Genomic DNA, 23,455 nt, shown 5'->3' with positions numbered 1-23,455 from the left:
CCCTTACTCTGCCGCGACTTTGAAGTTGTTGCGGGCCAATGCCGAGCACTCGGCCATGACAGCCGAGGCGCGCGCTATCGGGTTCGTCAAATAGAAGTCTTTGACCGGCGACGCAAACCCTGACTTGTTCATCTTGCCGGCTTTTTTCGCGACTGCGGCAATTTGGGCGCTATCAGTTTCGGCGATCTCGTCGATGGCGGCGAAATGCGGGAAAGCGGCATAGAGCCGGCCGCGCAACTCACTCAGTGAATCGAAGGGAAGCTTCTTGCCGAGCACGTCGGACAGCGCACGGATGATCGCCCAATCCTCACGGGCATCGCCCGGCGCAAAGCCTGCGCGATTGCCCATCTGGACGCGGCCTTCGGTGTTGACCCAGGTGCCGGACTTTTCGGTATAGGCTGCGGCCGGCAGGATGACGTCGGCATGGTGCGCGCCGTTATCGCCATGCGAGCCGATATAGACGGTGAGCTTGGCCTTCTTGGCGGTGAAGTCGAGTTCATCGGCGCCGAGCAGGAAGAGCACCTCCATCGACTGCAGCATTTCAGCGGCGTTGACGCCCGCAGCACCCGGCACGAAGCCGAGATCAAGGCCGCCGACACGCGAGGCAGCGGTGTGGAGGACGGCGAAGCCGTTCCAGCCTTCGACGACCGCACCGACCGAACCGGCAAGCTTGGCGGCACTTGCGAGAACACCGGCGCCATCGCTGCGCGACAGCGCGCCCTGGCCGATGATGATCATCGGCTTGGCGGCGTTCTTCAGGACGTTCGCGAAGGCATGGCCGCCATCGACCAGATCCTTGAGCGTGTCGGGTCCGCCGCCGAGATAGTCATAGCTGTAACGCAGTTCACTGGGCTCGCCGATCACGCCGATCGGGAACTTGCCGCGACGCCAGCGCTTGCGGATGCGGGCGTTGAGAATAGCCGCCTCGAAACGCGGATTGGCGCCGATGATCAGCAGCGCGTCGGCCTGGTCGATGCCCGCAATAGTCGGGTTGAAGAGGTAGCTTGCACGGCCGAGCGACGGATCGAGTGCCGTCCCATCCTGGCGACAGTCGAGATTAGCCGATCCCAGCGCCTTGACCAGCTCGGAGAGCGCATACATTTCCTCGACGGAAGCCAGATCGCCAGCGATCGCGCCGATCTTTTCGCCTGAAGTGGCACTGACAGCAGCCTTGATGGCGCCGAAGGCCTCGGCCCAGCTGGCCGGCTGCAGGCGGCCGTCGCGGCGGACGTAAGGCCGGTCGAGGCGCTGCGTCTTCAAACCGTCCCAGATGAAGCGGCTCTTGTCGGAAATCCACTCCTCGTTGATCACCTCGTTGACGCGCGGCAGGATGCGCATGACTTCACGGCCACGGGTGTCGACGCGGATCGCCGAACCGACGGCATCCATGACGTCGATCGACTCGGTCTTGTTCAATTCCCAGGGGCGGGCGGTGAAGGCGAAGGGCTTGGAGGTGAGCGCGCCGACCGGGCAGAGGTCGACGACGTTGCCCTGCAGTTCGGAGGTCATCGCCTGTTCGAGATAGGTGGTGATCTCGGCATCCTCGCCGCGACCGATCAGGCCGAGTTCGGAAATGCCGGCAACCTCGGTGGTGAAGCGGACGCAGCGCGTGCAATGGATGCAGCGGTTCATCACCGTCTTGACGAGCGGGCCGATATACTTGTCCTCGACTGCGCGCTTGTCTTCCTGGTAGCGCGAGGTGTCGATGCCGAATGCCATCGCCTGATCCTGCAGGTCGCATTCGCCGCCCTGGTCGCAGATCGGGCAGTCGAGCGGATGGTTGATCAGCAGGAACTCCATCACGCCTTCACGGGCCTTCTTGACCATCGGCGTGTTGGTGAAGACCTCGGGCAGTTCGCCATTCGGGCCGCCGCGGATGTCGCGCACGCTCATGGCGCAGGAAGCCTGCGGCTTCGGCGGTCCGCCCTTCACCTCGACAAGGCACATGCGGCAGTTGCCGGCAACCGACAGGCGCTCGTGGAAGCAGAAGCGCGGAACTTCAGCGCCGGCATCCTCACACGCCTGCAATAGCGTGAAATGATCCGGAACTTCGATCTCGTTGCCGTCAATCTTCAGTTTTGCCATCGTCGCTCAGTCCTGTTTCCCGTTTGCCTGATGACGGCAAACAAACCTGTTTTGCAACATTCTCTTTGCCGAGCCGGATCTTTCGTCCTGCTGGCAGCCGATGTCGCCCAAATTGTCTGTCGCGCGTTCCAGACGCGGAACCCGCACCGGCATCTGCAGCGTGGGCCCTCCGCCCCTTCGCTGATCCGCCCTATTTCCGGCCGGTTTGCGCGGCCGGACAGCTCATTTCCTTCTGCGGCCCCGCCCGGCCAGAACCTTCGCCTGACCGATCCAGTCGTCGCGTGCGATGCGGCCGCTAAGGCCGAGCTCGGCGTCAAGCCGGGCGATATCCTCGTCGGTCCAGGCGGCAATCTCGGCGAAGCCGCGAATGCCTTTGGTGTTCAACACCTGCTCCAGCTTCGGACCGATGCCGGCGATCAGCTTGAGATCGTCGGCCTTTGCAGCCCGCTGAGCCGGTTTTACCTTCACGCTGGGCGTCGGCTGGCTTGCCTGAGTCGGTTCGCTTGCCGGCTTGACGACTCTCAGCCTCGGCCCAGCCTTCCTTTCGGCGGCAGGCTTGTCGGCCGCGGGCTTGCTGAACGCCTTGACGGCCGGGCGGATGTTCTCCGACCGGATATCGACAGCGGGCGCCGGTTCGTCGGGCGGCGTATCATCGAGGGCGGCGGCGGGTTTGCCCGTCGTTTCCAGAGCACTCTGGAAGGCCCCGAAAAAGGCTCCCGCCATCTGCGTCGAGAAACCGAAGCCAATAGCCGTTGCGGCGGCAAAGGCTGCGGCAGGATGTGCCATCAGCGGATGCACCGGCATTGCCTGTGCGTTTTCCAGCATCTCGGCGGCAAGACGGCCGAAGCCGGCCGCGAAATCGGCGGTCTCTTCCTTCTTCCCACTCTTGGATGCCTTGTCGGTCATGATTATTCAGCCGCCTCCAGAACCGCGCCGTGATCGAGCGCGCTCGCCGTATACTGGTCGATGCGCTTTTCGATCTCGGGACGGAAGTTACGGATCAGACCCTGCACCGGCCATGCGGCGGCGTCGCCGAGCGCGCAGATGGTGTGGCCTTCGATCTGCTTGGTCACCTGAAACAGCATGTCGATTTCGCGCTTCTGGGCGTTGCCCTTGGCCATGCGCTCCATCACGCGCCACATCCAGCCCGTGCCTTCCCGGCAGGGCGTGCACTGGCCGCAGCTCTCATGCTTGAAGAAGGCGGAGATGCGGGCGATCGCCTTGATGACGTCCGTGGACTTGTCCATGACAATCGCGGCGGCCGTGCCGAAGGAGGAACCGACGCCGCGCAGACCGTCAAAATCCATCGGGCAATCGATGATGTCCTTGGCCGGAACGATCGGGCAGGATGCACCGCCCGGAATGACGGCGAGCAGATTGTCCCAGCCACCGCGGATGCCGCCGGCGTGGCGGTCGACCAGTTCGCGGAAGGTGATGCCCATTTCCTCTTCAACGGTGCACGGCTTGTTGACGTGGCCGGAGAGCATGAACAGCTTGGTGCCGACATTGTTCGGACGACCGATGGCCGAGAACCAGCCAGCGCCGCGGCGCAGAATCGTCGGCGCGACCGCGATCGATTCGACGTTGTTGACGGTCGTCGGGCAGCCGTAGAGGCCCATGTTGGCTGGGAAAGGCGGCTTCAGGCGCGGCTGGCCCTTCTTGCCTTCCAGGCTTTCAAGCAGCGCGGTTTCCTCGCCGCAGATATAGGCGCCGGCGCCGTGATGGACGAAGATGTCCATGTCCCAGCCGAGCTTGTTGTTCTTGCCAAGCAGGCCGTAGTCATAGCACTCGTCGATCGCCGCCTGCAGCGCTTCGCGCTCGCGGATGTATTCACCGCGCACGTAGATGTAGGCGGCATTGGCGCCCATGGCGAAGCTTGCGACGACGCACCCTTCGATCAGTGTATGCGGATCGTGGCGCATGATGTCGCGGTCTTTGCAGGTGCCGGGCTCCGATTCGTCGGCATTGACGACGAGGTAATGCGGGCGGCCGTCGCTTTCCTTCGGCATGAAGGACCATTTGAGGCCTGTCGGGAAACCGGCACCGCCGCGACCGCGAAGGCCGGAGGCCTTCATCTCGTTGATAATCCAGTCGCGGCCCTTTTCGAGGATCTGCTTGGTGCCGTCCCAGTGGCCGCGGCTCATCGCGCCCTTCAGGGACTTGTCCTTGAGGCCGTAGATATTGGTAAAGATGCGGTCTTTATCTTGTAACATGCTTCACCTCTTACCGCGGCTTCTTGCCGAAGACCTTGATATATTCCGCTTCGCCGCCCTTGGCGAGCGCCTTGGCCTGCTTGACCCAGTCGTCGCGCTCGATGCGGCCGCGGAAGTTCAGGTAACTATCGACCCATTCGCGTTCGGCCTTCTTCCAGCCTGCGACCTGCGCGAAGGTGAAGATGCCGATTTCATTCAATGTCGCCTCTATCTTCGGACCGACGCCGGAGATCATCTTCAGGTCATCAGGAGCGGCGGGCTTTTCGATGCCGGCCGGACGGTTCTTGTCGGTCAGGCTGGGCTTGGCCGCCGGAGCGGTTTCGGCCTTGGCCGCAGCAGGCGTCGCCTCGGCAGGCGCCGTGCCGGAAACCGGCTGCTCCTCGGCTGCCCTGGCGTTTTTCGCAGCAGCCTTCGGCGCCGTCGCCGGTGTCTTCAAGACCGCATTGGTCTCGGCATCAGTGCTCTTCGGGCGGCCGGCCTCGGAGGGCGGGACCGGCGCAGCGTCGACCGGTGCCGACACGGTTTCGGCCTCGCTCTTCTTGGCGCGTGTCCTTGCCTTCGGCTCTTCGGTCGTCAGCGAGGTCGGGCCGCCTTCCGGTGCTGAGAATATCCGATCGATCTGAGTGCCCGGCTTGATGCTCGCGCCATTGCCGGCAGCAAAGGTGTCGATGATCTCCTCGAGGCGCTCCGGCGTCAGGTCTTCGTACGTGTCCTTGCCGATCATCACCATCGGGGCGTTGACGCAGGCGCCAAGACATTCGACCTCTTCCCAGGAGAGCGTGCCTTCGGCATTGCGCTCGAATGGGTGGGAATGGATCTTGCTCTTGCAGACCGACATCAGCGCTTCCGAGCCGCGCAGCATGCAGGGCGTGGTGCCGCAGACCTGGACATGGGCGCGCGTGCCGACAGGATGCAGCTGGAACTGCGTATAGAAGGTCGCGACCTCGAGCACTCTGATATAAGCCATGTCAAGCATGTTGGCGATCTTTTCGATCGCCGCGCGCGTGACCCAGCCGTCCTGTTCCTGCGCTCGCATCAGCAGCGGAATGACCGCCGACTGCTGGCGGCCGGCGGGGTATTTCTGGATCGTCTTGTCCGCCCAGACCGCATTTTCATCGCTGAAAGCGAATGCGGCAGGCTGAAATTGATCTTCGGCTAATCGACGAACGGACATTCTTCCTCACGCCTTGTCAGTTTAGGGTTCCACACCGCGAAGCGGTCAAAGACTGCATTTCGCAGGCATAGGCCGACTGGTCTTTCTGCATAAATACGACGAATTTGCTGCCATTCGGGATGGCGGCCTTGATCTGATAGCCCTTGGACAAAAGCTCGCCCATGGACGATTGCTGCCCCGGCGGCGTCACTTCCTTATGACCCAGCGGCGTGCCGAGGGTGTCAGCCTCCTGAGCCGAAACCCCGGACGCCGAGAGAAGAATTGCGACGGCCAGCGGCAGAAGCTGCATCAGCGGTCCACCTCGCCGAAGACGATATCGAGCGAGCCAAGGACAGCAGCGACGTCGGCAAGCTGGTGGCCGCGACACATGAAGTCCATCGCCTGCAGGTGGGCGTAACCCGGAGCGCGGATCTTGCAGCGATACGGCTTGTTCGAGCCGTCGGAGACGAGATAGACGCCGAACTCGCCCTTCGGCGCTTCGACCGCGGCGTAAACTTCACCGGCCGGCACATGATAGCCTTCGGTATAGAGCTTGAAGTGGTGGATCAGCGCTTCCATCGAACGCTTCATCTCGCCGCGCTTCGGCGGAACGACCTTGCCGTCGATCGACGAGAAAGGACCGGTCTTCGCATCCGAGAGGAGGCGATTGACGCACTGCTTCATGATGCGGACCGATTGGCGCATCTCGATCATGCGGATGAGGTAGCGGTCATAATTGTCGCCGTTCTTGCCGATCGGGATGTCGAATTCGAGATCGGAATAACATTCGTAAGGCTGGGCGCGACGCAGATCCCAGGCAGCACCCGAACCGCGCACCATGACGCCGGAGAAGCCCCAGGCCCAGCAATCTTCCAACGAGACGACGCCGATATCGACGTTGCGCTGCTTGAAGATGCGGTTGCCGGTCAAAAGATCGTCGATGTCATCGAGCGCCTTGAGGAACGGATCGCACCAGTCGCCGATGTCCTGCACGAGCTTTTCCGGCAGATCCTGGTGGACGCCGCCCGGACGGAAATAGGCAGCGTGCATGCGCGAGCCGCTGGCCCGTTCATAGAACACCATCAGCTTTTCACGCTCTTCAAAGCCCCAGAGCGGCGGCGTCAACGCGCCGACGTCCATCGCCTGCGTCGTGACGTTCAGAAGATGCGAGAGGATGCGGCCGATTTCCGAATAGAGAACGCGGATCAGCTGGCCGCGGATCGGGATCTCGATGCCGAGCAGCTTTTCGACGGCCATGGCATAGGCATGCTCCTGGTTCATCGGCGCGACATAGTCGAGGCGATCGAAATAGGGCACCGCCTGCAGATAGGTCTTGGTCTCGATCAGCTTCTCGGTGCCGCGATGCAGCAGGCCGATATGCGGATCGACCCGCTCCACAATTTCGCCGTCAAGCTCCAGGACAAGACGAAGAACGCCGTGCGCCGCCGGATGCTGCGGTCCGAAATTGATGTTGAAGTTGCGGACGTTATGTTCGGTCATTTGCTAGGCGCTCCGCTATTGCAGGCATTAGCCAGTGGGCAATAGGCAATAGTGTAGTGGTTAGTTCTCACGTTCGTTCTGTCCATCCTGCAGGCGGCGAATAAGCGACCGCAGCATCTTCCCTATCTCCGCAATCAAGGAAAGCGCCGACTGGGTCTGCGAGACCGTGGCTATTCCTACTCGCGCCGAGAGTATCAGATGCGTCTCCAATTCCTTCAGGGATCCTTGGGCGATTTTCAAATGGTGAACATATGCACCCGTTGCCTCGCGCCCGTAACCTTCCGCTATGTTTGCCGCGATGGACGCTGCCGAACGTCTTACCTGGGAGGTAAGGCCATAAACTTCCTCTTTGGGAAATCCCTTGGTCAGGCCGTAACATTCAACCGCAAGATCCATGGAGCGCTGCCACACCGTAAGATCCTGATAGGAATTAATCGCCGTTGCCATTCTCCCTTATCACTATTGCCTACTGCCTATTGGCTTCTGCCTAGAACTACTGTTTCGCCTTCTCATCACCCGGCAGCACGTATTCGGTGCCTTCCCATGGCGACATGAAGTCGAAGTTGCGGAATTCCTGTTTCAGTTCCACCGGCTCATAGACGACGCGCTTCGCTGCGTCATCGTAGCGAACTTCGACGAAACCGGTCGTCGGAAAGTCCTTGCGCAAAGGATGCCCTTCGAAACCGTAATCAGTCAGGATGCGGCGCAGATCCGGATGGCCGGTGAACAGGACGCCGTACATATCCCAGGTTTCGCGTTCGAACCAATCGGCGCCGGGATGAACCGCACAGGCCGATGGGACCGGCGTATCCTCGTCGGTCGCGACCTTGACGCGGATGCGCAGGTTCTTCTTCGGCGACAGCAGATGATAGACGACGTCGAAGCGCAGCTCGCGCTGCGGCCAGTCGACGCCGCAAATATCGATCAGGTTGACGAATCCGCATTTGGCGTCGTCACGCAGGAAGGTCAGGAGCGCGATCAGGTTTTCACCCGTCGCCGTCAGCGTCAGCTCGCCATACTTCAACTGCGATGCGGCGATCAGGTTGCCGCGCGCTTCGCCAAGATAGGAGGCAAGCTCAGTCAGGGCTTCACTCATATGCCTTGTCCTTAACCCTTAGCGTTCGATCGTGCCGGTGCGCCGGATCTTCTTCTGCAGCAGAAGCACGCCGTAGAGCAGCGCTTCGGCCGTGGGGGGACAGCCCGGCACGTAGATGTCGATCGGCACGACGCGGTCGCAGCCGCGCACCACGGAATAGGAATAGTGATAGTAGCCGCCGCCATTGGCGCAGGAGCCCATCGAGATGACGTAGCGTGGCTCGGGCATCTGGTCGTAGACCTTGCGGAGCGCCGGCGCCATCTTGTTGGTCAACGTGCCGGCGACGATCATCACGTCGGACTGGCGCGGCGAAGCGCGCGGCGCAAAACCAAAGCGCTCGACGTCATAACGCGGCATGGAGAGCTGCATCATTTCGACGGCGCAGCAGGCAAGACCAAAGGTCATCCACATCAGCGAGCCGGTACGGGCCCAGTTGATCAGCTCGTCCGTCGAAGTGACGAGGAAACCCTTGTCGGCGAGTTCGTTGTTGATCTCGCCAAAAAATGCGTCGTTGCTCCCGATCGGCTTGCCGGTCGACGGATCGATGATCCCCTTCGGCTGCGGCGCGACGAGCGACTGGTTGCTCACAGGGGTCACTCCCATTCTAGGGCTCCCTTTTTCCATTCATAGATAAAGCCGATGGTCAGCACGAGGAGGAAGACCATCATGGACCAGAAGCCGAACCAGCCGATGGCGCCGAAAGAAACGGCCCAGGGGAAGAGGAAGGCGACCTCGAGGTCGAAGATGATGAAGAGGATCGACACGAGATAGAAGCGGATGTCGAACTTCATGCGGGCGTCGTCAAAGGCGTTGAAACCGCATTCGTAAGCCGAGAGCTTTTCCGAATCTGGCGCTTTGAAAGCCACGGCGAACGGCGCAATGAGCAGCGCCAGGCCGATAACGAGCGCAATGGCGATGAAGATAGCGATCGGAATATAGGAACTGAGCAGTTCAGTCATCATGTTCATCCTTGCTTGTCGGAGGCGCCAGACGGCGCTTTTGGGCAATTGCCCGACAAGCGAACGTGCGTTGCAACAAGCCGTGGTTAGCGCAGCCGACGCCCCGGCGCAAGACTTTTACGGCGGCAATTCGACGCGTCGCGCGCGGACATTATCAAGCAGATGCAACGATGTCGCGACAAATCCGCAGAAGTCGATTCAAGCTGCATGCCTGACCCCTGGAAACTGCATGGCTTTCGGAGGAGAATGGCGCGAGTGACGGGGCTCGAACCCGCGACCTCCGGCGTGACAGGCCGGCACTCTAACCGACTGAGCTACACCCGCGCATGACGGACGGAAGAGCCGGACGGCGGCGCCTGAACGCCTGCTTTGAAATGGCGCGAGTGACGGGGCTCGAACCCGCGACCTCCGGCGTGACAGGCCGGCACTCTAACCGACTGAGCTACACCCGCACTTCATTTCAAGCAATCCGGATGCCTTCGCACCCTCACCAAAACGGCTGGCCGTTTCGATGAGCGGCTAACTACGGGGTTCGCCTTTTAGTGTCAAGCAGGTTTGGAGACAAAACCATGACAGTCGCTGAATTGTTTCGGTAAAGCCGCTGCAGGCAGAACGGAAAGCCGGCAATTCCAACCTCCGCAGCCGCAGCGAGGCACGATGGGAGCCGGCGGCGCAGGCAAAATGGATAAATCCGCCGCCCCCCTTTATCCACAGGCCGACTGCGCCTGATCGGCAGCGCAGACCAGCAGACGACCGCCAAAAAAATCAAAAATTCTTCACAAACACTCTTGCGGTTTTGCCGTGATCCGCATAGATGACGGCCACCAACGCAGCAGGCCGATCGGCTTCGCCAGCGATGGGCGATTAGCTCAGTTGGTAGAGCGCCTCGTTTACACCGAGGATGTCGGGAGTTCGAGTCTCTCATCGCCCACCATTCTATCCTTTTGAAATTGCTAGAACCCCTTGCGCCGTAAAGCTTTTTGCCCATATTGACGTCACAAATCGCGTCACAAAACGGGTCTCGCATGGCTGGCAAGCCTCAACACTGGAAAGAACGCAACGGGCGTTATTCGGCCCGAATCGTGATCCCTCCCCACCTTCGGCCATTCCTCGACAATCGTGCAGAACTTGAAATCCAGCTCGGCGGTGACCGGCGAACGGCCCTTCGCAATCATGCTGCTGCCGTGGCCTCTATCCAGCGGCAGATCGGCATTGCTCGGCAGAAGCACGAAGCCGCAACCGGCCAGCGGCCGAAAGCCCCCTCCTACCCTCTGACGGTCCAGCAGATCGCTCTTCGAGAATATCAATCTCAAATCGATTTCGACGCGGAGATAAGACAGGAGGATTATCGCTATGGCCGGCTAGATCCCGATCCCGATGATGGACGAATGTTCCGCGACGGCTTCTCCGGGCTTCTTTCAGATGACCAGTTAGAGCAGTTGGTCGGCCACAGGATTGCCAGCGCGCGGCTCGCTGGCAACACTGATGCGGTCAAGGGCACAAGCGAGTGGAGGATCATGGCGCAAGCAATGTGCGTTGCCTTCTATGAAGCGATGGGCCGAGAGTTTGAACGCAACGAAGGTATCTTCACCGGCAAACCGACTCACCCCCTGCTTGTCGACGCGCCCGCCATCGAAGACGAACCGATCACCTTCGACAATATAATAGACGACGAGGTGAAGCGCCGGGCGCGCGGGAAAAACGCAAAGCCATTACCTGACCGCACTGTAAAGAAGTATCGCGACCATTGCGCCGCGTTCGCCAAGTGGCGAAAAAACAAGAACGCACTCACGGTCACAGCAGCAGAAGGCAAGTGCTGGATCGAATCATTGCAGGACGCGGGCGAACTCAGCAACCGCACCGTTAAGGCGATGCTTCAGAATCTCCGCACCGTCATGAACTGGGGACGACAGAACGATCCGACGAACTTCTTCCCGGCCGGCAACCCGCTAAATGGCATCAAGGCCCCAGATTACACTACCCTACCCTCTTACCTCCGCGCTTTCACCATGGACGAAGCTAGGCTTGTGCTGACCGCCGCCCGAAAGGAGGACAAAGCAATTTTCCGTTGGATACCGTGGCTTTGCGCATACTCAGGCATGCGGGTGAGCGAGGCTGGAAATCTCCACAAGGAAGACTTCTTTGAAACAGGCGGCCGGTGGTTCTGGAAAGTTACCACAGTGGGGAACCGCACCTTGAAGACAGAAAGCAGTGAACGGCGCGTTCCGGTTCACAAAGCTCTCGCCGAAGAAGGGTTGATCGATTTCGTCAAGGCGGCACCCGCTGGCCGCCTGTTCAAAGGCGAGACGAAAGCGGAAATCAGCGTTCAGCCTCGCGTGGGGACATGGGTTCGTGCCTTGATTCCTTTCGACAAGCGCCCGGAACTTTCTCCTAACCACGGCTGGCGTCACCTGTTCGAAGACCTGTGCCGTCGTGATCATGTGCCGGAAGACGCCCGCAACTACATCACCGGGCGAACGGACGGCAAATCGCAAGAGCTTTATGGTCGCAGTGAAGTCATGCTTCCTGGACTCGCTGCAGCGATGGATCAAGTCCACGCTATCACGTTAGCCTAGTCGCCTTCTGCAAGATCATCTCAAAAGCTGACGATAGCTTCGACGTTCTGATAGCGACCAAGGATTCGTTGCAGTGATGGGCTAACTTCGAAGCCCTCTTCGGTCACATAGGCGTTTGCGAGCATCGCTTTCTCAAGCGATGTGATCGCTGGCGGGCGGCTTCCGTGCGCGGGAAAGTCACCCATGAGAACCATTTCGACATATACTACATCGTCAGATTGATAGACGACCAGAGGGGCGAAGCGCAGTTCCTCGCCCTCGTAGGTGGCAGTGACGAACCGCCTCGCGGCCAGAGCATCCTGGAGCACTATCTCAACCGTGGGCTGGCGATGCCCTTGATTAAGGGCAGGGTTGCCGAGCGATAAACTAAGTGAAAGACCCAACATATAGCGGTTTCCTTTGCGAATCACGACGACATATTGCGATGTTTAGATACTACATCAAAAACGGAACGGACACTTCGCGCATTTTGTTCTTCTTTTGTTCATTTTAGGGATTCACACCGGATTCCGTCCATGAGACAATAGTTCCCAGATTGAAGTTGGGAACAAGAATGAATATCGCCTCTGCACTGTCCAGCGTGAAGAAAGCCATTGGATTCCCGGTAGAAGAAAAGGCCTATTCCCTTAATAGTCCTGACTTCGCCGACATGATCAGCTTCAGACACACCTTTTCTGGGGTGAACGTCAGCGGAAATTCATCCCTCTATGTTCCGGCTGTTCTTCAGGCTCTCCGATTGATCTCAGAAACTATCGGATCTCTTCCTTGCAAGGTCTACCGGGAAACCGAAGATGGCAAGGACGTGGCGACCGATCATTCCGCTTATCGTATCGTCCATAGACGAGCGAACGAATGGACAGGCGCCGGTGATCTCCGCACCAGCCTGACAGCCGACGCGCTCATGCACGGCGACGGCTATGCAAAGGTGGTCCGCTTCCCCGACGACGGCCGGCCGTTCGAGCTTCAGCGCCTGAAGCCGGGCAAAGTGACAGTCCTTGAGAACGAAATGACCGGCGCACCAGTCTTTCGCGTCTCCGAGAAGTCCGGCACTCGTGACTATCCGCACACCGAAATTCTTCATATCCGGTCCTTCCTGGCAACCTCCCCGATCGCGTTCGGCAAGGAAGCTGTTGGCCTTGCGTCGATTCTTGAGCGTCACGGCGCGCAATTCTTCGGTTCCGGTGCTCGCCCGACCGGCATCATCTCCAATGAAAAACCACAGGGCGGCGAAGCCGGTGCCCAGGCAGTCGGCAATATCCGAAAGTCCTTCCGCGAGTGGCAGAAGGGCGGTTCCGGCGATCCGCTGATCCTTGATGCCGGTTGGAAGTATGATCAGCCGGCCATGACCTCAACCGATGCCCAGTTCCTTGAGCATCGGCTGGAACAGGTCCGCGAAATCGCCCGCATCTTTGGTGTTCCGCCGACCATGCTTTTCGAGCTTACCCGCGGAACATGGTCGAACACCGAACAGATGGGCGCGCAATTCCTTCAGCTCTGCCTTCGCCCTTGGCTTGATCGCTGGCAGGACGCTTACGCGACCGTCCTTCTCAGCGAGGATGAACAGGACGACCACTATTTTGAATTCGTCGTTGATGACCTCATGCGCGCAGACGCAGCGAGTCGCACCGCCAACATGACCGCGCTTGTGACGAACCGGATCATGACGCCGAATGAGGCGCGCGCGATCCAGAACATGCCGCCCCTGCCGGGTGGTGACGAACTCATCAATCCGCACACGACCAGCAACGCCGCCCCGACCACGGCCCCGGCGAAGGATGCCGCATGACACAGCATATCGCCTTCTTCGGCGACAGCCAAAAGGCTTTCTCCTTCCCGACCCGCGAACTTATCGAAGAGCTTGAGCGTAAGACCGGCCACGGCGTCGGCGCACTGTTCCGACGTTTCCGCACGTCCGAATACTCCCTCTCTGACGTGCTTCAGGTGATCCGGCTCGGCCTCGTCGGTGGAGGCACCTCCCCAGCCGAAGCTGACCAGCTTGTTTCGATTTACGGCGTCGGGCGTCCGCTCGCCGAAATCTTCGCCGTTGCCGATGGCGTCATCACGGCCCTGTTTTTCGGCAGCGCCTCGGAAAATCCCCACGACGGAACGGGACAGTCCGCATGACCGAGCGCATCGAAATCAAGGCCGCACTCACCGTTGACGACGCCGGCACCATCACCGGCATTGCTTGGCCCTTCGGTTCTCCCGATCGCGTCGGCGACGTGATCGAAAAGGGCGCATTCGCCTCCCCTGAAGTCTTGCCGATGCTGTTCGCGCACGACCAGGCGCAGGTTATCGGCGTTTGGGACCAGATCGAAGAAACCCCGGATGGCCTCACAGTCAAAGGCCGCTTGCTCGTGGACGACGTTGAGCGCGCCCGCGAAGTCCGCGCCATGATCCGCACGAAGGCTGTTTCCGGCCTGTCTATCGGCTTCCGCACAAGGGCTGCGAAGCCCCGGCAGCGCGGGCGCACGATTACGGCCCTCGACCTTCACGAAATCTCAGTTGTCGCCGTTCCCAGCCATCCCGGCGCGCAAATCACGTCAGTAAAGGCCGCCGATGGCACGGCAGAACACAAGGAACCCAAGTTGGAAAACGAAGAAATCGAAATGAAGAATGATCCGGTGATTTCGCCGGAAGACCTGAAGGCCCTCAAGGCCGACATTGCAACCATCAAGGCGAAGCTCAATCGCCCAACTGCTGCGAACAACAACCAGCCGACCGCGGAGAACGACAACGACCTTGAGCGCAAGGCCTTCAATTCATTTCTCCGCCGCGGCGTCGAACGCATGTCCGCCGATGAGGTGAAGGCGCTCACGGTTGCCAGTGACACGAACGGCGGATTCCTCGCCCCGGAAGAAGTCGGCAATGAGCTTATCAAGCTGCTATCCGAATATTCTCCGATCCGCAGCTATGCCCGCGTCGTCTCGATCTCGGCAGAGTCGATCAAGTATCCGCGCCGCGTCTCCGGCACTGCCGCAACGTGGGTGGATGAAACCGAAGACCGCACCGAAAGCGGCATGACCTTTGAACAGGTCACGCTGACCCCCATCGAACTCGCGACCTTCACCGACGTTTCGAACCAGCTTCTCGAAGACAACGCATATGGCCTTGAGGGCGAACTTCTGGCCGACTATGCGCAGTCGTTCGGTCAGACCGAAGGGCTTGCGTTCGTCAAGGGCACGGGCGTCAAGCAGCCGAAGGGCATCATGATCGCTTCCGGCATCAAGGAAGTGAAGACGGGCGTAGCCGCTGCTTTCCCGTCCACGAACCCGGCTGACGTGCTTATCGGCATGTATCACGGCATCGCCACGACTCACGCCAATAATGGCGTCTGGCTGATGAATCGCAACACGCTCGGCACCATTCGCCAGTGGAAGGACAGCACCGGCCGCTATCTCGTTCTCGACCCGATCACCGCAGGCGGCGTTTCCACGCTGCTTGGCCGGCCGATTGTCGAGATGCCCGACATGGATGACATCGGCGGGGGCAAGTATCCAATCCTGTTCGGCGACCTGACCGGCTACCGGATCGTTGACCGCGTCGGACTCTCGACACTTCGCGACCCCTACACCCTCGCAACGAAGGGCCAAGTTCGCTTTCACGCCCGCAAGCGCGTGGGCGCCGACGTGACGCACCCTGACCGCTTCATCAAACTGAAGGTCGCGGCCTAAACCATGACCTACGAGCGGCCCGCATATGAGCAGGTGACGATTGCGCACGGTGGCAACACCGTGATGCTTCGCCCTTCCTTGCGGGCGGCTGCGACCCTTGTTGAACGCCACGGCTTCCCCGGCCTCTTCCGGGCACTGGACGAACTAAACCTCACCATCATTTCCGAAATCATCCTGGCGGGCTCCACCAACCGGCAGGATGCGGCGGCTTTCCTTCTTTCCCATGCTGGAAAGCCGCTTTTCCCTTTTCTTGTTGCCGTGCGCCAACCGCTCGCCGAGTTGATTTCGATGTTCATGCCGGCCCCCCATCCAAAGGCGGAACCATCCAAAGGGAAGGCCGTCTCGTGGTCTGAAGCTTATGTGGGCCTCTTTGGCTATGCGACCGGCTGGATTGGCTGGACGCCTGAAGCCGCATGGAACGCCACGCCGACCGAGATCGATCGCGCCTACGTCGCTCACCTCGACATGCTCAAGGCCATTCACGGTAGCGCAGAGAAAGAGCAGCTCGCCCACGATCCACGTGAGGAAGTCACCGAAGGCGAAGCCCGATCGGGCCTCACCAAGCTCAAGGCCAACGCCCAGCGAGGCAAGCCATGAGCAAACCGCCCCGCCTCTGCTCATGCGGCCGCGTCGTGCCAAACACGGAAATCTGCGAATGTCGCCGATTGGTGACACGCGAGCGCAACCGTCGCCATGATGAGCGCCGGCCTTCAGCCCGCGCCCGCGGCTATAACCATGAGTGGCGCAAAGCCCGCCTCGACTATCTCGCCATGAACCCGCACTGCCGCGAATGTAGCAAGGCGGGCGTCACCCGGCTTGCAACGGTCGTGGATCACATCATTCCGCACCGTGGCGACAAGAACCTCTTTTGGCATCGCGCCAACTGGCAACCGCTTTGCGCCCCTTGCCACAACTCAATCAAGCAACGTCAGGAAAGAAATCTGTAAATGAAAAAGATCACCCTTCCGCCCAATGTATGGACCCGTTTCGACGGTTCTTCGTTCCAACCTCGTCCGCCCGCCGTAATCAAGATCACGACGGTTCGGGCCAAAGAGCCCGATGAGATCGTCCCGCCTGATACCTCAACAGATGCCTTCATCACGAACACTGGCGTTACCGATCAGCTCCTGGACCTGGAGTCTCTGACGCGCGAATTCTTCACTGCTATCTATCTCATGCCAGCCGATAGCAGCGGTGCAGCTACAGTCATTTCGGCTTAGCGATGACACCCGCCGAACGCGCTCGCCAGATCGACAAGGAAGAGTTTGCAGCCGAATCCCAAGCGGCACGCGAGCGCGCCTTCGCTTACTCCAAACACTGCCGGCAGCGTGAACAGCAGCGGGTGCGAGCCTGGATGGGCATCACGAAGAACGTCGTCAACAAGGTCAATCAACTTCACGTCTCAGACCGTGCGCATCGGCATACTGTGAACGGCAAAACGAAAACGTTGGTCGAATGGGCCGACGTCCTCGGCATCACCCCTAAAGCACTGCTCTGTCGTCGTCGCAAACTTGGCTCGATGGAGGCAGCCATCGCCTTCCGACCGGCTGGACGTTGGGCGAAGTGCCCCGACGCCGGGGTATCTCCGAACTTTGCCCCTTCAGAGGGGACCGGCGCGGGGAGCACCGCGGAAGAGACGCCGAAAATAACTTTTTCAGAAAAGGCCTAGTCGCAGCATGTCCGCAGTCAGTCTTGAACTCGCCAAGGCCCATATGAAGATCGACGGAATCGCCGAAGATGAGCTTATTTCGCTCTATATCGACGGCGCGGAAACGTGGGTCGGCAACTATATCGGCCGGCCCATCGCGGATCTCGACCCCGTTCCGGCAGACGTCAAAATCGCACTTTTGCGGCTTGTTTCCTTCTATTTCGAGTGCCGTAACATCGCGACTTTTGGCCTGTCCATGCAGCTTGCGCCGCATGGCGTGACCTCGATCCTCGATAACTACCGAGAAAAGTGGTTCACCGATGGCCAGTAAGGACGGGCTAGACGGTCTAATGAAGGCGTTCGATCGGGTGAAGAACGCCCCGCGCAATAGCATCAATGCCGCTTTGCTCGCCTCGGCGAACGAACTCGCGGACGCTCAGCGGCATCTTGCGCCGGAAGATACCGGCGCGCTGAAGGAAAGCATCGTCGTTACTGGCCCCGGCCAATCGACCCCCGCCTATAGCCAGCCGGGTGGCGAGACCGTGGCCGGCGAGCATGAGGTGATCGTGACCGTTGGTGATCACACCGTCCGGTATCCGCACCTTGTCGAATACGGCACGAGCGACACCGAAGCTCAGCCCTTCTTTTGGCCGGCCCTTCGCCTTCTCCGCAAACGCCTTCAGCAACGAATTGACCGCGCCGGCAGGAAGGCCGTGCTCGACGCATGGAATGGAAAGAATGTTTGAACCGACGCTTGCCTTGCAGACTGCCATCCGCGCCGCTCTCGTGAACTCGCCGGCCGTGGTGGATCTCGTGCCGCTTGACCAAATCCGCGCCGGCAGCACCCGCCCCGACAAGACGCCCTGCATCATTTTGAGCGACGGCAACACGACCTTGCACGGTCACGACTACCGCAGCCAGCGCACGGCATGGGTTTATCTCGACCTGCATATTTGGACCCTGGACGCTGGACAGGACGCGGCGAAGGAAATCGCGGGCGCGGTTATGGCCGCACTGGATAAGCCCCTCAAAATTGAGGGTGGTGACTGTGATCATTTCCGCGTCGTGCGCTCGACCTTCCCGCGCGATCCTGACCCTGCATACGGTCACGGCATCCTGTCAGTCGAAGCTCTCATTCGATGGTTGATTTGACATGCTGAACATCGGAACGATGGATCGCCGCATCACTATTGAGCGCGAAACGGAAACCGTGTCACCGTCCGGCGATGTGCGGAAGGCATGGGCGCCCGTCGCGACTGTTTGGGCTGAAGTGCTTCAGCAAACGGCGAGCGAATTCTTCACCGGCTACGGCGAGGCCGAAACCGGCACCGTGATTTTCCGTGTCCGGTATCGCCCAGGCATCACGACGAAGGACCGCGTGACCAACGACGGCACGGCATACGGCTTGAAGGAAATCAAGGAACTCGGCAGGCACGACGCGCTTGAACTCCGCGGCGAGGCCCTGAAGTCGTGACTCACCTTCGCGGTGTAAAGCCGGCCATCGAACGCGATACCAACGCACTGCTGAGGGCACCGGCAGCGCCGAAGCAGCTTTCCGCCTACGCGCGCGCCGAATGGAAGCGGATTATGCCCGGCCTTATCGAGCGTGGAATCATCACCCGTGGCGATCTCGGCGGGGTGGAAGACTATTGCCGCGCCCGCGGTCTTGTTCGCGAGATTGAGGACGCGCTTCGCACTTCCGGCGAAATCGACATGAAGCTTTGCCGCCTTCAGGACAAGGCAATGCAGACGGCCCGGCAGCTTGCCGCCGAATATGGTCTCTCGCCGGTATCGCGCGCCCGTGTCGGCAGCGCAGCGGCCGACGATGACGACTCCGACAACCCGCTCATGATCGGCAGGAACCGGCCATGAGCAAAAGCGCGTTTCCGCATTGGATTTTTGACGGCAGCACCATTGATGATCCGCTTGGCCGTGGAAAGGACGCTGTTGACTTCATTCGGGCGCTGAAGCATCCGGCCAGTGTCGCCGCGAAGGGCCGATTTCAGCTCTACGATTTTCAGGAGCGAATGACGCGCCGGATTTATGGCCCGCGCAACCCGGACGGAAGCCGGATCGTCCGCACTGTCTTCCTGATGCTGCCCCGGGGCAACCGTAAGACTAGCATCGCCGCAGCGTGGGCGCTTCTCCATACCATCGGCCCGGAAGCCCGCGCGGCTGGGCAGGCCATTTTTGCGGCATCCGACCGCGAACAGGCAGGTATCGGCTTTAAGGAAGCTGCGAACATCGTGCGCGAGGATCGCCGCATCGTGGCCGCGACCCGCATCTATGACGCCCATAACTCGGCAAAAAAGATCATGTGTCGCCTGAATAAGGCCGAATTGCTCGCCGTTTCGAGCGATGGCGCTGCCCAGCACGGCAAGACGCCCAGCTTTGTGCTTGTCGATGAAATCCATGCTTGGAAGGGCCGAGAGCTTTGGGAGGCCCTCAAGTCCGGTATGGCGAAGGTTCCCAACACCCTCATGATTATCGCCACGACGGCAGGCCGTGGGCAGGAGAATATCGGTTTCGAGCTTTACGACTACGCCCGGAAGGTCGCGACGGGCGAGATTCATGATCCGTCATTTCTTCCGATCATCTTCGAAGCAGAACCCGGCGACGATTGGCGCGACGAAGCCGTTTGGCACAAGGTCAATCCTGGCCTCGCGCACGGTTTCCCTGATCTCGGCGGATTGCGGACGATGGCGCGCGAGGCTGAACACCGGCCCGCCGAACGCTTCGCCTTTCAGCAGTTCCACCTCAATATGTGGCAGGCCGCTTCCCGCGATCCGCTTTTCGACATGGCCGTCTATGACGCCGGACGCGACCTGAATTTCGACCTTGCCGAACTTGAGGGCTTGCCTTGCTGGCTCGGCGTGGACCTGTCCCGATCGGGCGATCTTACGGCAATCGTTGCCGCGTTCCGTCATGACGATGGTCGGATCTCGCTTCACCCATGGTTCTTCCTACCGTCCGAAGGTCTGGAGGATAAGGCCAAGGTCGAACAGGTTCCTTATCCCCGGTGGCGCGATGATGGCCTGTTGAACGTGATCGATGGACCGGTGATCGAACCCGACGTGATCGCCGACCAGATCGTTGACATTTGCGGCACCTACGACGTGCGCGAAGTCATCTTCGACCCATCGCTTGCCGGGCCGCTCATGTCGAAGCTCATGGATCATGGCATCAACGTGCTTCAGCTTCCGCAGACGGCAAAGCACATGCACGGCCCGATTTGCGACCTCGAGCGCGTGGTGAATGGCCGCCGAGTCCGCCACGGCGCGCACCCGATCCTTCGCAACCACTTCGAAAGCGTCGTGGTGAAGCGGGCGACCAGCGCCAGCGAACTGACCACGATGCACAAGGGCACCCGCCACAGCAATCATATCGACGGCGCTATCGCGTCCGCGCTTTCCGTCTTCCGGGCCGCCGCGAACGACAACCAGCGCTCAATCTTTGACCTCGACCCCAACGAATTTGACCGGCTTCGCGATGAAGCCGAAGCAGCATAAGGATTTTTGCAATGGATGACGGCCAGCGCCTTTTGGTCACTTTCGAAGCCCGACTGAACAAGTATGAGCGCGATCTTGAGCGCTCCAAGGGCAAGAGCCGCACTAACTTCCGGGCGATCCAGAAAGAGGCCGAAACCGCTGCTTCCGGTATCGAGAATGCGATGGGCGGCGCAATGAAGACGCTCGGCAGCTTCGGCAAGGGCTTGCTCGGCGGCATCGCGGGCGGGCTGGCCGTGGGCGGCCTGGACCAGATTATTGAACGCGTCGGCGAGCTTGCGAAGGGCGTTGCCGAAGTCGGCGACATGGCGAAGATGGCCGGCCTGAAGGTGAAGGACTTTCAGGAACTCAAGTATGTGGCCGAACAGAACCGCATTCCCGTTGATGCCCTGACCGACGCCATGAAGGAGCTTTCGCTTCGCGCGGACGAGTGGATCAAAACCGGTTCCGGCAGCGGCGCGGAATCTTTCCAGCGCATGGGCTATAGCGCGGAACAGCTTGCCCGGAAGCTCCAAGATCCGAAGGCCCTCTTGCTGGATATCATCGACCGTATGCAGCGCCTGGACAGCGCGGCCCGCATCCGCGTCTTCGATGAAGTCTTCGGCGGACAGGGCGGCGAAAAGTTTGTGCAGCTCATCGACCGGGGAGCGGACGGCATCCGCGCGACGATCAAGGAAGCGAACGACCTTGGCCTTGTCATGGATGAGCAGCTCATCGAGCGCGCCGATGAATTTAACCGCAAGTGGTCCGCAGCCGCGAGCTCGTTCGGCACCTATTGGAAAGAAGCCTTCCTCAGCGTGGCATTCCTCGCCGATGACCTCCTTGACCGCTTCAATAAGGTTGATGAACAGACGACCCGCAATGTGCAGTCCGCGCTTGTCTCGACTTATCAGAAGCTCGAAACGGCAAAAACGCGCCTTGCCGACCTCACCCAGGAAAAGGGCGCGTCTCCCGACGATCCGACCATTGATCTCAATATTGAGAGGCAGAAAGAGCTTGTTGAGGAACTGGCCGGCGAAGCCATTAAGCTTCGCGACGTTCTCGACCGGCGCAATGGCTATGACGACAACTTTATCTATAAGACCGGCGAAGACGCCAAGGGCGCAACGCCTCCCGTGAATAACCTCAACACTGCCCTGTCCGGCAGCGGTAGCGCTGCCGCGAGGGCCGTCGCCGGCATCAAGAGCTATTCCGATGCTATCCGCGCCCTGAAGGAAGAGGTGCCGGACTTGGCGAAGTCGCTCGCCGATCTCGATGCGAAGGCGAAGATTGACGCGATCTATCAAAAGGCCATTTCCCAGGCAAGCGGCCAGCGCGAAATCGCCCTGGCTAACGAGATGCGCGGCAAGGCGCTTTCGTCGCTCAACCTCAAGAGCGCGACGGACGACCCCACGAGCTATCTTTCCGCCGTTCTCGCCAACGGCAAGGGGAAGGACAGCATCACCGGAATGGCAGACGCTTTTGCGCAAAAGCTGGCGAAGATGCTCGCTTCCATGCCCGACGATCTCAAGGGCAGCGTCACCATCAATTCCGGTTTTCGCGATATTGCTCGACAGCAGCAGCTTTGGCTTGATGCCCTGAAGAAGTATGGATCCCCGGAAGCCGCCCGGAAGTGGGTGGCACCGCCCGGCAACAGCCAGCACAACAAGGGCAACGCTGCCGATCTAGGATATGGTTCCGATCGCGCGCGCGATTGGGTTCATGCGAACGCTGGCAATTTCGGCCTGTCCTTCCCGCTCTCGAATGAGAATTGGCACATTGAGGATGCCGACGCCCGCGCCAAGAATACTGCCGACGAAATCCAGCGCTTGACCGATGCGGCGCAGAAGCAGGCCGACGCGTATAGCCAGATCACCGGGGGCGCCAGCGAATATACGGCGCAACAGGGTATCGAACAGCAGGCGCTCGGCATGACGGCGCAGCGGGCCGCCGCGCTTCGCTATGAACAGGAAATGCTGAACGAAGCCCAGCGGGCCGGCATCGCGCTCACGCCCCAACAGCGGCAGGAAATCGCCAGTCTTGCCCAGGGAATGGCATCAGCCGAAATTAGCGTGAACAGCTTGCGGGAGAAGCAGGAGCAAGCGCAGGAGACGGCCCACTTCTTCGGTCAGTCCATGACCGACGCGCTCACGGGCATCATTGACGGCACCATGACGGCACAAGAGGCATTGCAACAGTTCCTGAAAACCCTTCTTCAAGCTAGCCTTCAGGCCCTGCTCATGGGTGAGGGTCCGCTTGCCAATCTGTTTGGCACCGCGCCCAAGGCCGACAAGCAGAAAGAGGGTGGTGGTGTTGGCTTCGGTGGACTGTTCGGCTCACTGCTCGGTGGACTGTTTGGATTCGCCGAAGGCGGCTTCACCGGTCGTGGCGGAAAATATGAGCCGGCAGGCGTCGTGCACCGTGGCGAGTTTGTCATGAGCACGGAGGCAACGCGCCGGATTGGTGTCGCGAACCTTGAAGCTATGCACCGTGGCGCACGTCGTGGCGGGTTCGCCGAAGGAGGCTATGTCGGCAACGCACCCGCACTTCGCAAGCCCGACCTGGAGCCCGCGAACAGTAACACCGCGCCTGTCCAGCAGATCACCATTTCCGCCCCTGTCACGGTCAACGCAAACGGTGGCACTCCGGAGCAGAACGCCGATCTCGCTAAGCAAATCGGCGCGCAGATCGAAGGCACCATGCGCGGGGTCGTGGTTTCAGAGATTCAGAAACAAATGCGGCCGGGCAATCTTCTGAGCGCCGGGCGCGGGCGCTAAACGCTAAGCGCCGGAAGTGGAGTAAGGCTTCCCGCGCCTTACAGTCGACTTGAAACAGAAAGACCCCGGCGGGGTCTGACGTCGCCGGGGGCATGAGATGCAATCGCCGCTATGCGACTACCCATATAATAGTCGCCAAAAGCGCCGGTTGCGTGAAAAATTTCCCGAAAAAACTCACGCAACCGGTTCGTTTTGTGGCTATCCTATTCATAAGCAGGGTCTGACTTATCTGCTGTTGAATAGGCTGGCATAGCCGCCGATGATTTCCATACAATACCGTCAGATCCGG

General features: G+C 60.2%; 26 protein-coding genes and 3 tRNA genes. 16 read left to right on the top strand and 13 right to left on the bottom strand.

The features are described from left to right. Positions 1-3: 3 nt before the first annotated feature. From nuoG to HJC00_RS22005, 12 genes are all read right to left on the bottom strand, one after another. A complete protein-coding gene (gene nuoG, locus HJC00_RS22060) occupies positions 4-2,085 on the bottom strand; it encodes an NADH-quinone oxidoreductase subunit NuoG (protein WP_210628288.1) in 2,082 nt (693 codons plus the stop codon). 222 nt (positions 2,086-2,307) lie between these two features. Next, entirely contained in the window at positions 2,308-2,991 is a 684-nt protein-coding gene (locus HJC00_RS22055) for a 5' DNA nuclease (protein ID WP_221164618.1), read from the bottom strand. A 2-nt stretch (positions 2,992-2,993) separates the two neighbouring features. Continuing rightward, complete coding sequence (gene nuoF / locus HJC00_RS22050) at positions 2,994-4,298, bottom strand: NADH-quinone oxidoreductase subunit NuoF (RefSeq protein WP_003558451.1); 1,305 nt, start codon at positions 4,296-4,298, stop codon at positions 2,994-2,996. Between the two features lie 10 nt (positions 4,299-4,308). Beyond that, complete coding sequence (locus HJC00_RS22045) at positions 4,309-5,472, bottom strand: NADH-quinone oxidoreductase subunit E (RefSeq protein WP_221155972.1); 1,164 nt, start codon at positions 5,470-5,472, stop codon at positions 4,309-4,311. Positions 5,473-5,488: 16 nt separating this feature from the next. Continuing rightward, a complete protein-coding gene (locus tag HJC00_RS22040; RefSeq protein WP_210628292.1) occupies positions 5,489-5,761 on the bottom strand; it encodes a hypothetical protein in 273 nt (90 codons plus the stop codon). Continuing rightward, positions 5,761-6,951, bottom strand: coding sequence for an NADH-quinone oxidoreductase subunit D (locus HJC00_RS22035; RefSeq protein WP_210628293.1), 1,191 nt, complete (start codon positions 6,949-6,951; stop codon positions 5,761-5,763). The genes HJC00_RS22040 and HJC00_RS22035 overlap by 1 nt, the downstream gene beginning before the upstream one ends. 60 nt (positions 6,952-7,011) lie before the next feature. Then, a complete protein-coding gene (locus tag HJC00_RS22030; RefSeq protein ID WP_221164617.1) occupies positions 7,012-7,398 on the bottom strand; it encodes a four helix bundle protein in 387 nt (128 codons plus the stop codon). Between the two features lie 46 nt (positions 7,399-7,444). Beyond that, positions 7,445-8,047, bottom strand: a complete 603-nt coding sequence (locus HJC00_RS22025; RefSeq protein ID WP_210628295.1) for an NADH-quinone oxidoreductase subunit C — start codon at positions 8,045-8,047, stop codon at positions 7,445-7,447. Positions 8,048-8,065: 18 nt separating this feature from the next. After that, positions 8,066-8,650 carry an NADH-quinone oxidoreductase subunit B family protein gene (locus tag HJC00_RS22020; RefSeq protein WP_210628296.1) on the bottom strand — a complete coding sequence of 195 codons (585 nt, stop codon included), beginning with the start codon at positions 8,648-8,650 and terminating at the stop codon, positions 8,066-8,068. Continuing rightward, complete coding sequence (locus HJC00_RS22015) at positions 8,641-9,006, bottom strand: NADH-quinone oxidoreductase subunit A (RefSeq protein ID WP_010055493.1); 366 nt, start codon at positions 9,004-9,006, stop codon at positions 8,641-8,643. The genes HJC00_RS22020 and HJC00_RS22015 overlap by 10 nt, the downstream gene beginning before the upstream one ends. 247 nt (positions 9,007-9,253) lie before the next feature. Further along, positions 9,254-9,330 (bottom strand) — tRNA-Asp (locus HJC00_RS22010). A gap of 51 nt (positions 9,331-9,381) precedes the next feature. Further along, positions 9,382-9,458, bottom strand: a tRNA-Asp gene (locus HJC00_RS22005). 406 nt (positions 9,459-9,864) lie between these two features. Between HJC00_RS22005 and HJC00_RS22000 the strand changes: the two genes are divergently transcribed. Both HJC00_RS22000 and HJC00_RS21995 read left to right on the top strand, forming a co-directional pair. Beyond that, a tRNA-Val gene (locus tag HJC00_RS22000) sits at positions 9,865-9,940 on the top strand. Between the two features lie 91 nt (positions 9,941-10,031). After that, the gene (locus HJC00_RS21995) at positions 10,032-11,582 is read left to right on the top strand and encodes an integrase (RefSeq protein ID WP_221164616.1); all 1,551 of its coding nucleotides are present in this window, start codon (positions 10,032-10,034) and stop codon (positions 11,580-11,582) included. Positions 11,583-11,602: 20 nt separating this feature from the next. On the opposite strand, the gene HJC00_RS21990 is transcribed toward HJC00_RS21995, so the two are convergent. After that, entirely contained in the window at positions 11,603-11,968 is a 366-nt protein-coding gene (locus HJC00_RS21990; protein WP_221164615.1) for a hypothetical protein, read from the bottom strand. 167 nt (positions 11,969-12,135) lie between these two features. Between HJC00_RS21990 and HJC00_RS21985 the strand changes: the two genes are divergently transcribed. The 14 genes from HJC00_RS21985 to HJC00_RS21920 all read left to right on the top strand — a co-directional run bounded on the left by HJC00_RS21985 (position 12,136) and on the right by HJC00_RS21920 (position 23,166). Further along, a complete protein-coding gene (locus HJC00_RS21985; RefSeq protein ID WP_221164614.1) occupies positions 12,136-13,368 on the top strand; it encodes a phage portal protein in 1,233 nt (410 codons plus the stop codon). Continuing rightward, positions 13,365-13,706: a gene transfer agent family protein gene (locus HJC00_RS21980; RefSeq protein WP_221164613.1), complete on the top strand. Its 342-nt coding sequence runs from the start codon at positions 13,365-13,367 to the stop codon at positions 13,704-13,706. Before HJC00_RS21985 ends, HJC00_RS21980 begins: the two co-directional genes overlap by 4 nt. Continuing rightward, a complete protein-coding gene (locus HJC00_RS21975; protein WP_221164612.1) occupies positions 13,703-15,256 on the top strand; it encodes a phage major capsid protein in 1,554 nt (517 codons plus the stop codon). The genes HJC00_RS21980 and HJC00_RS21975 overlap by 4 nt, the downstream gene beginning before the upstream one ends. Positions 15,257-15,259: 3 nt before the next feature. Then, a complete protein-coding gene (locus HJC00_RS21970; RefSeq protein ID WP_221164611.1) occupies positions 15,260-15,853 on the top strand; it encodes a hypothetical protein in 594 nt (197 codons plus the stop codon). Positions 15,854-15,924: 71 nt separating this feature from the next. Next, positions 15,925-16,203, top strand: coding sequence for an HNH endonuclease signature motif containing protein (locus tag HJC00_RS21965; RefSeq protein ID WP_311044186.1), 279 nt, complete (start codon positions 15,925-15,927; stop codon positions 16,201-16,203). Continuing rightward, the gene (locus HJC00_RS21960) at positions 16,204-16,476 is read left to right on the top strand and encodes a hypothetical protein (protein WP_221127942.1); all 273 of its coding nucleotides are present in this window, start codon (positions 16,204-16,206) and stop codon (positions 16,474-16,476) included. 2 nt (positions 16,477-16,478) lie between these two features. After that, positions 16,479-16,925: a hypothetical protein gene (locus HJC00_RS21955; protein ID WP_221164609.1), complete on the top strand. Its 447-nt coding sequence runs from the start codon at positions 16,479-16,481 to the stop codon at positions 16,923-16,925. A gap of 7 nt (positions 16,926-16,932) precedes the next feature. Next, positions 16,933-17,235, top strand: coding sequence for a head-tail connector protein (locus HJC00_RS21950; protein ID WP_221164608.1), 303 nt, complete (start codon positions 16,933-16,935; stop codon positions 17,233-17,235). After that, positions 17,225-17,650 (top strand): HK97-gp10 family putative phage morphogenesis protein, encoded by a 426-nt coding sequence (locus HJC00_RS21945; protein ID WP_221164607.1) that lies wholly within the window; start codon positions 17,225-17,227, stop codon positions 17,648-17,650. Before HJC00_RS21950 ends, HJC00_RS21945 begins: the two co-directional genes overlap by 11 nt. Beyond that, the gene (locus HJC00_RS21940; RefSeq protein WP_221164606.1) at positions 17,643-18,056 is read left to right on the top strand and encodes a DUF3168 domain-containing protein; all 414 of its coding nucleotides are present in this window, start codon (positions 17,643-17,645) and stop codon (positions 18,054-18,056) included. The genes HJC00_RS21945 and HJC00_RS21940 overlap by 8 nt, the downstream gene beginning before the upstream one ends. Before the next feature lie 19 nt (positions 18,057-18,075). Then, the gene (locus HJC00_RS21935; protein ID WP_259672296.1) at positions 18,076-18,378 is read left to right on the top strand and encodes a phage head closure protein; all 303 of its coding nucleotides are present in this window, start codon (positions 18,076-18,078) and stop codon (positions 18,376-18,378) included. After that, entirely contained in the window at positions 18,375-18,776 is a 402-nt protein-coding gene (locus HJC00_RS21930) for a phage terminase small subunit P27 family (RefSeq protein ID WP_221164604.1), read from the top strand. The genes HJC00_RS21935 and HJC00_RS21930 overlap by 4 nt, the downstream gene beginning before the upstream one ends. Beyond that, positions 18,773-20,413 carry a terminase large subunit gene (locus HJC00_RS21925; RefSeq protein WP_221164603.1) on the top strand — a complete coding sequence of 547 codons (1,641 nt, stop codon included), beginning with the start codon at positions 18,773-18,775 and terminating at the stop codon, positions 20,411-20,413. Before HJC00_RS21930 ends, HJC00_RS21925 begins: the two co-directional genes overlap by 4 nt. Before the next feature lie 11 nt (positions 20,414-20,424). Next, positions 20,425-23,166 carry a D-alanyl-D-alanine carboxypeptidase family protein gene (locus tag HJC00_RS21920; protein WP_221164602.1) on the top strand — a complete coding sequence of 914 codons (2,742 nt, stop codon included), beginning with the start codon at positions 20,425-20,427 and terminating at the stop codon, positions 23,164-23,166. The last annotated feature ends 289 nt before the right edge of the window (positions 23,167-23,455 follow it).

This window comes from Rhizobium sp. NLR22b (assembly GCF_019685295.1).
Classification (GTDB): Bacteria; Pseudomonadota; Alphaproteobacteria; order Rhizobiales; family Rhizobiaceae; genus Rhizobium.
This window is presented reverse-complemented; position numbering and strand designations above follow the sequence as displayed.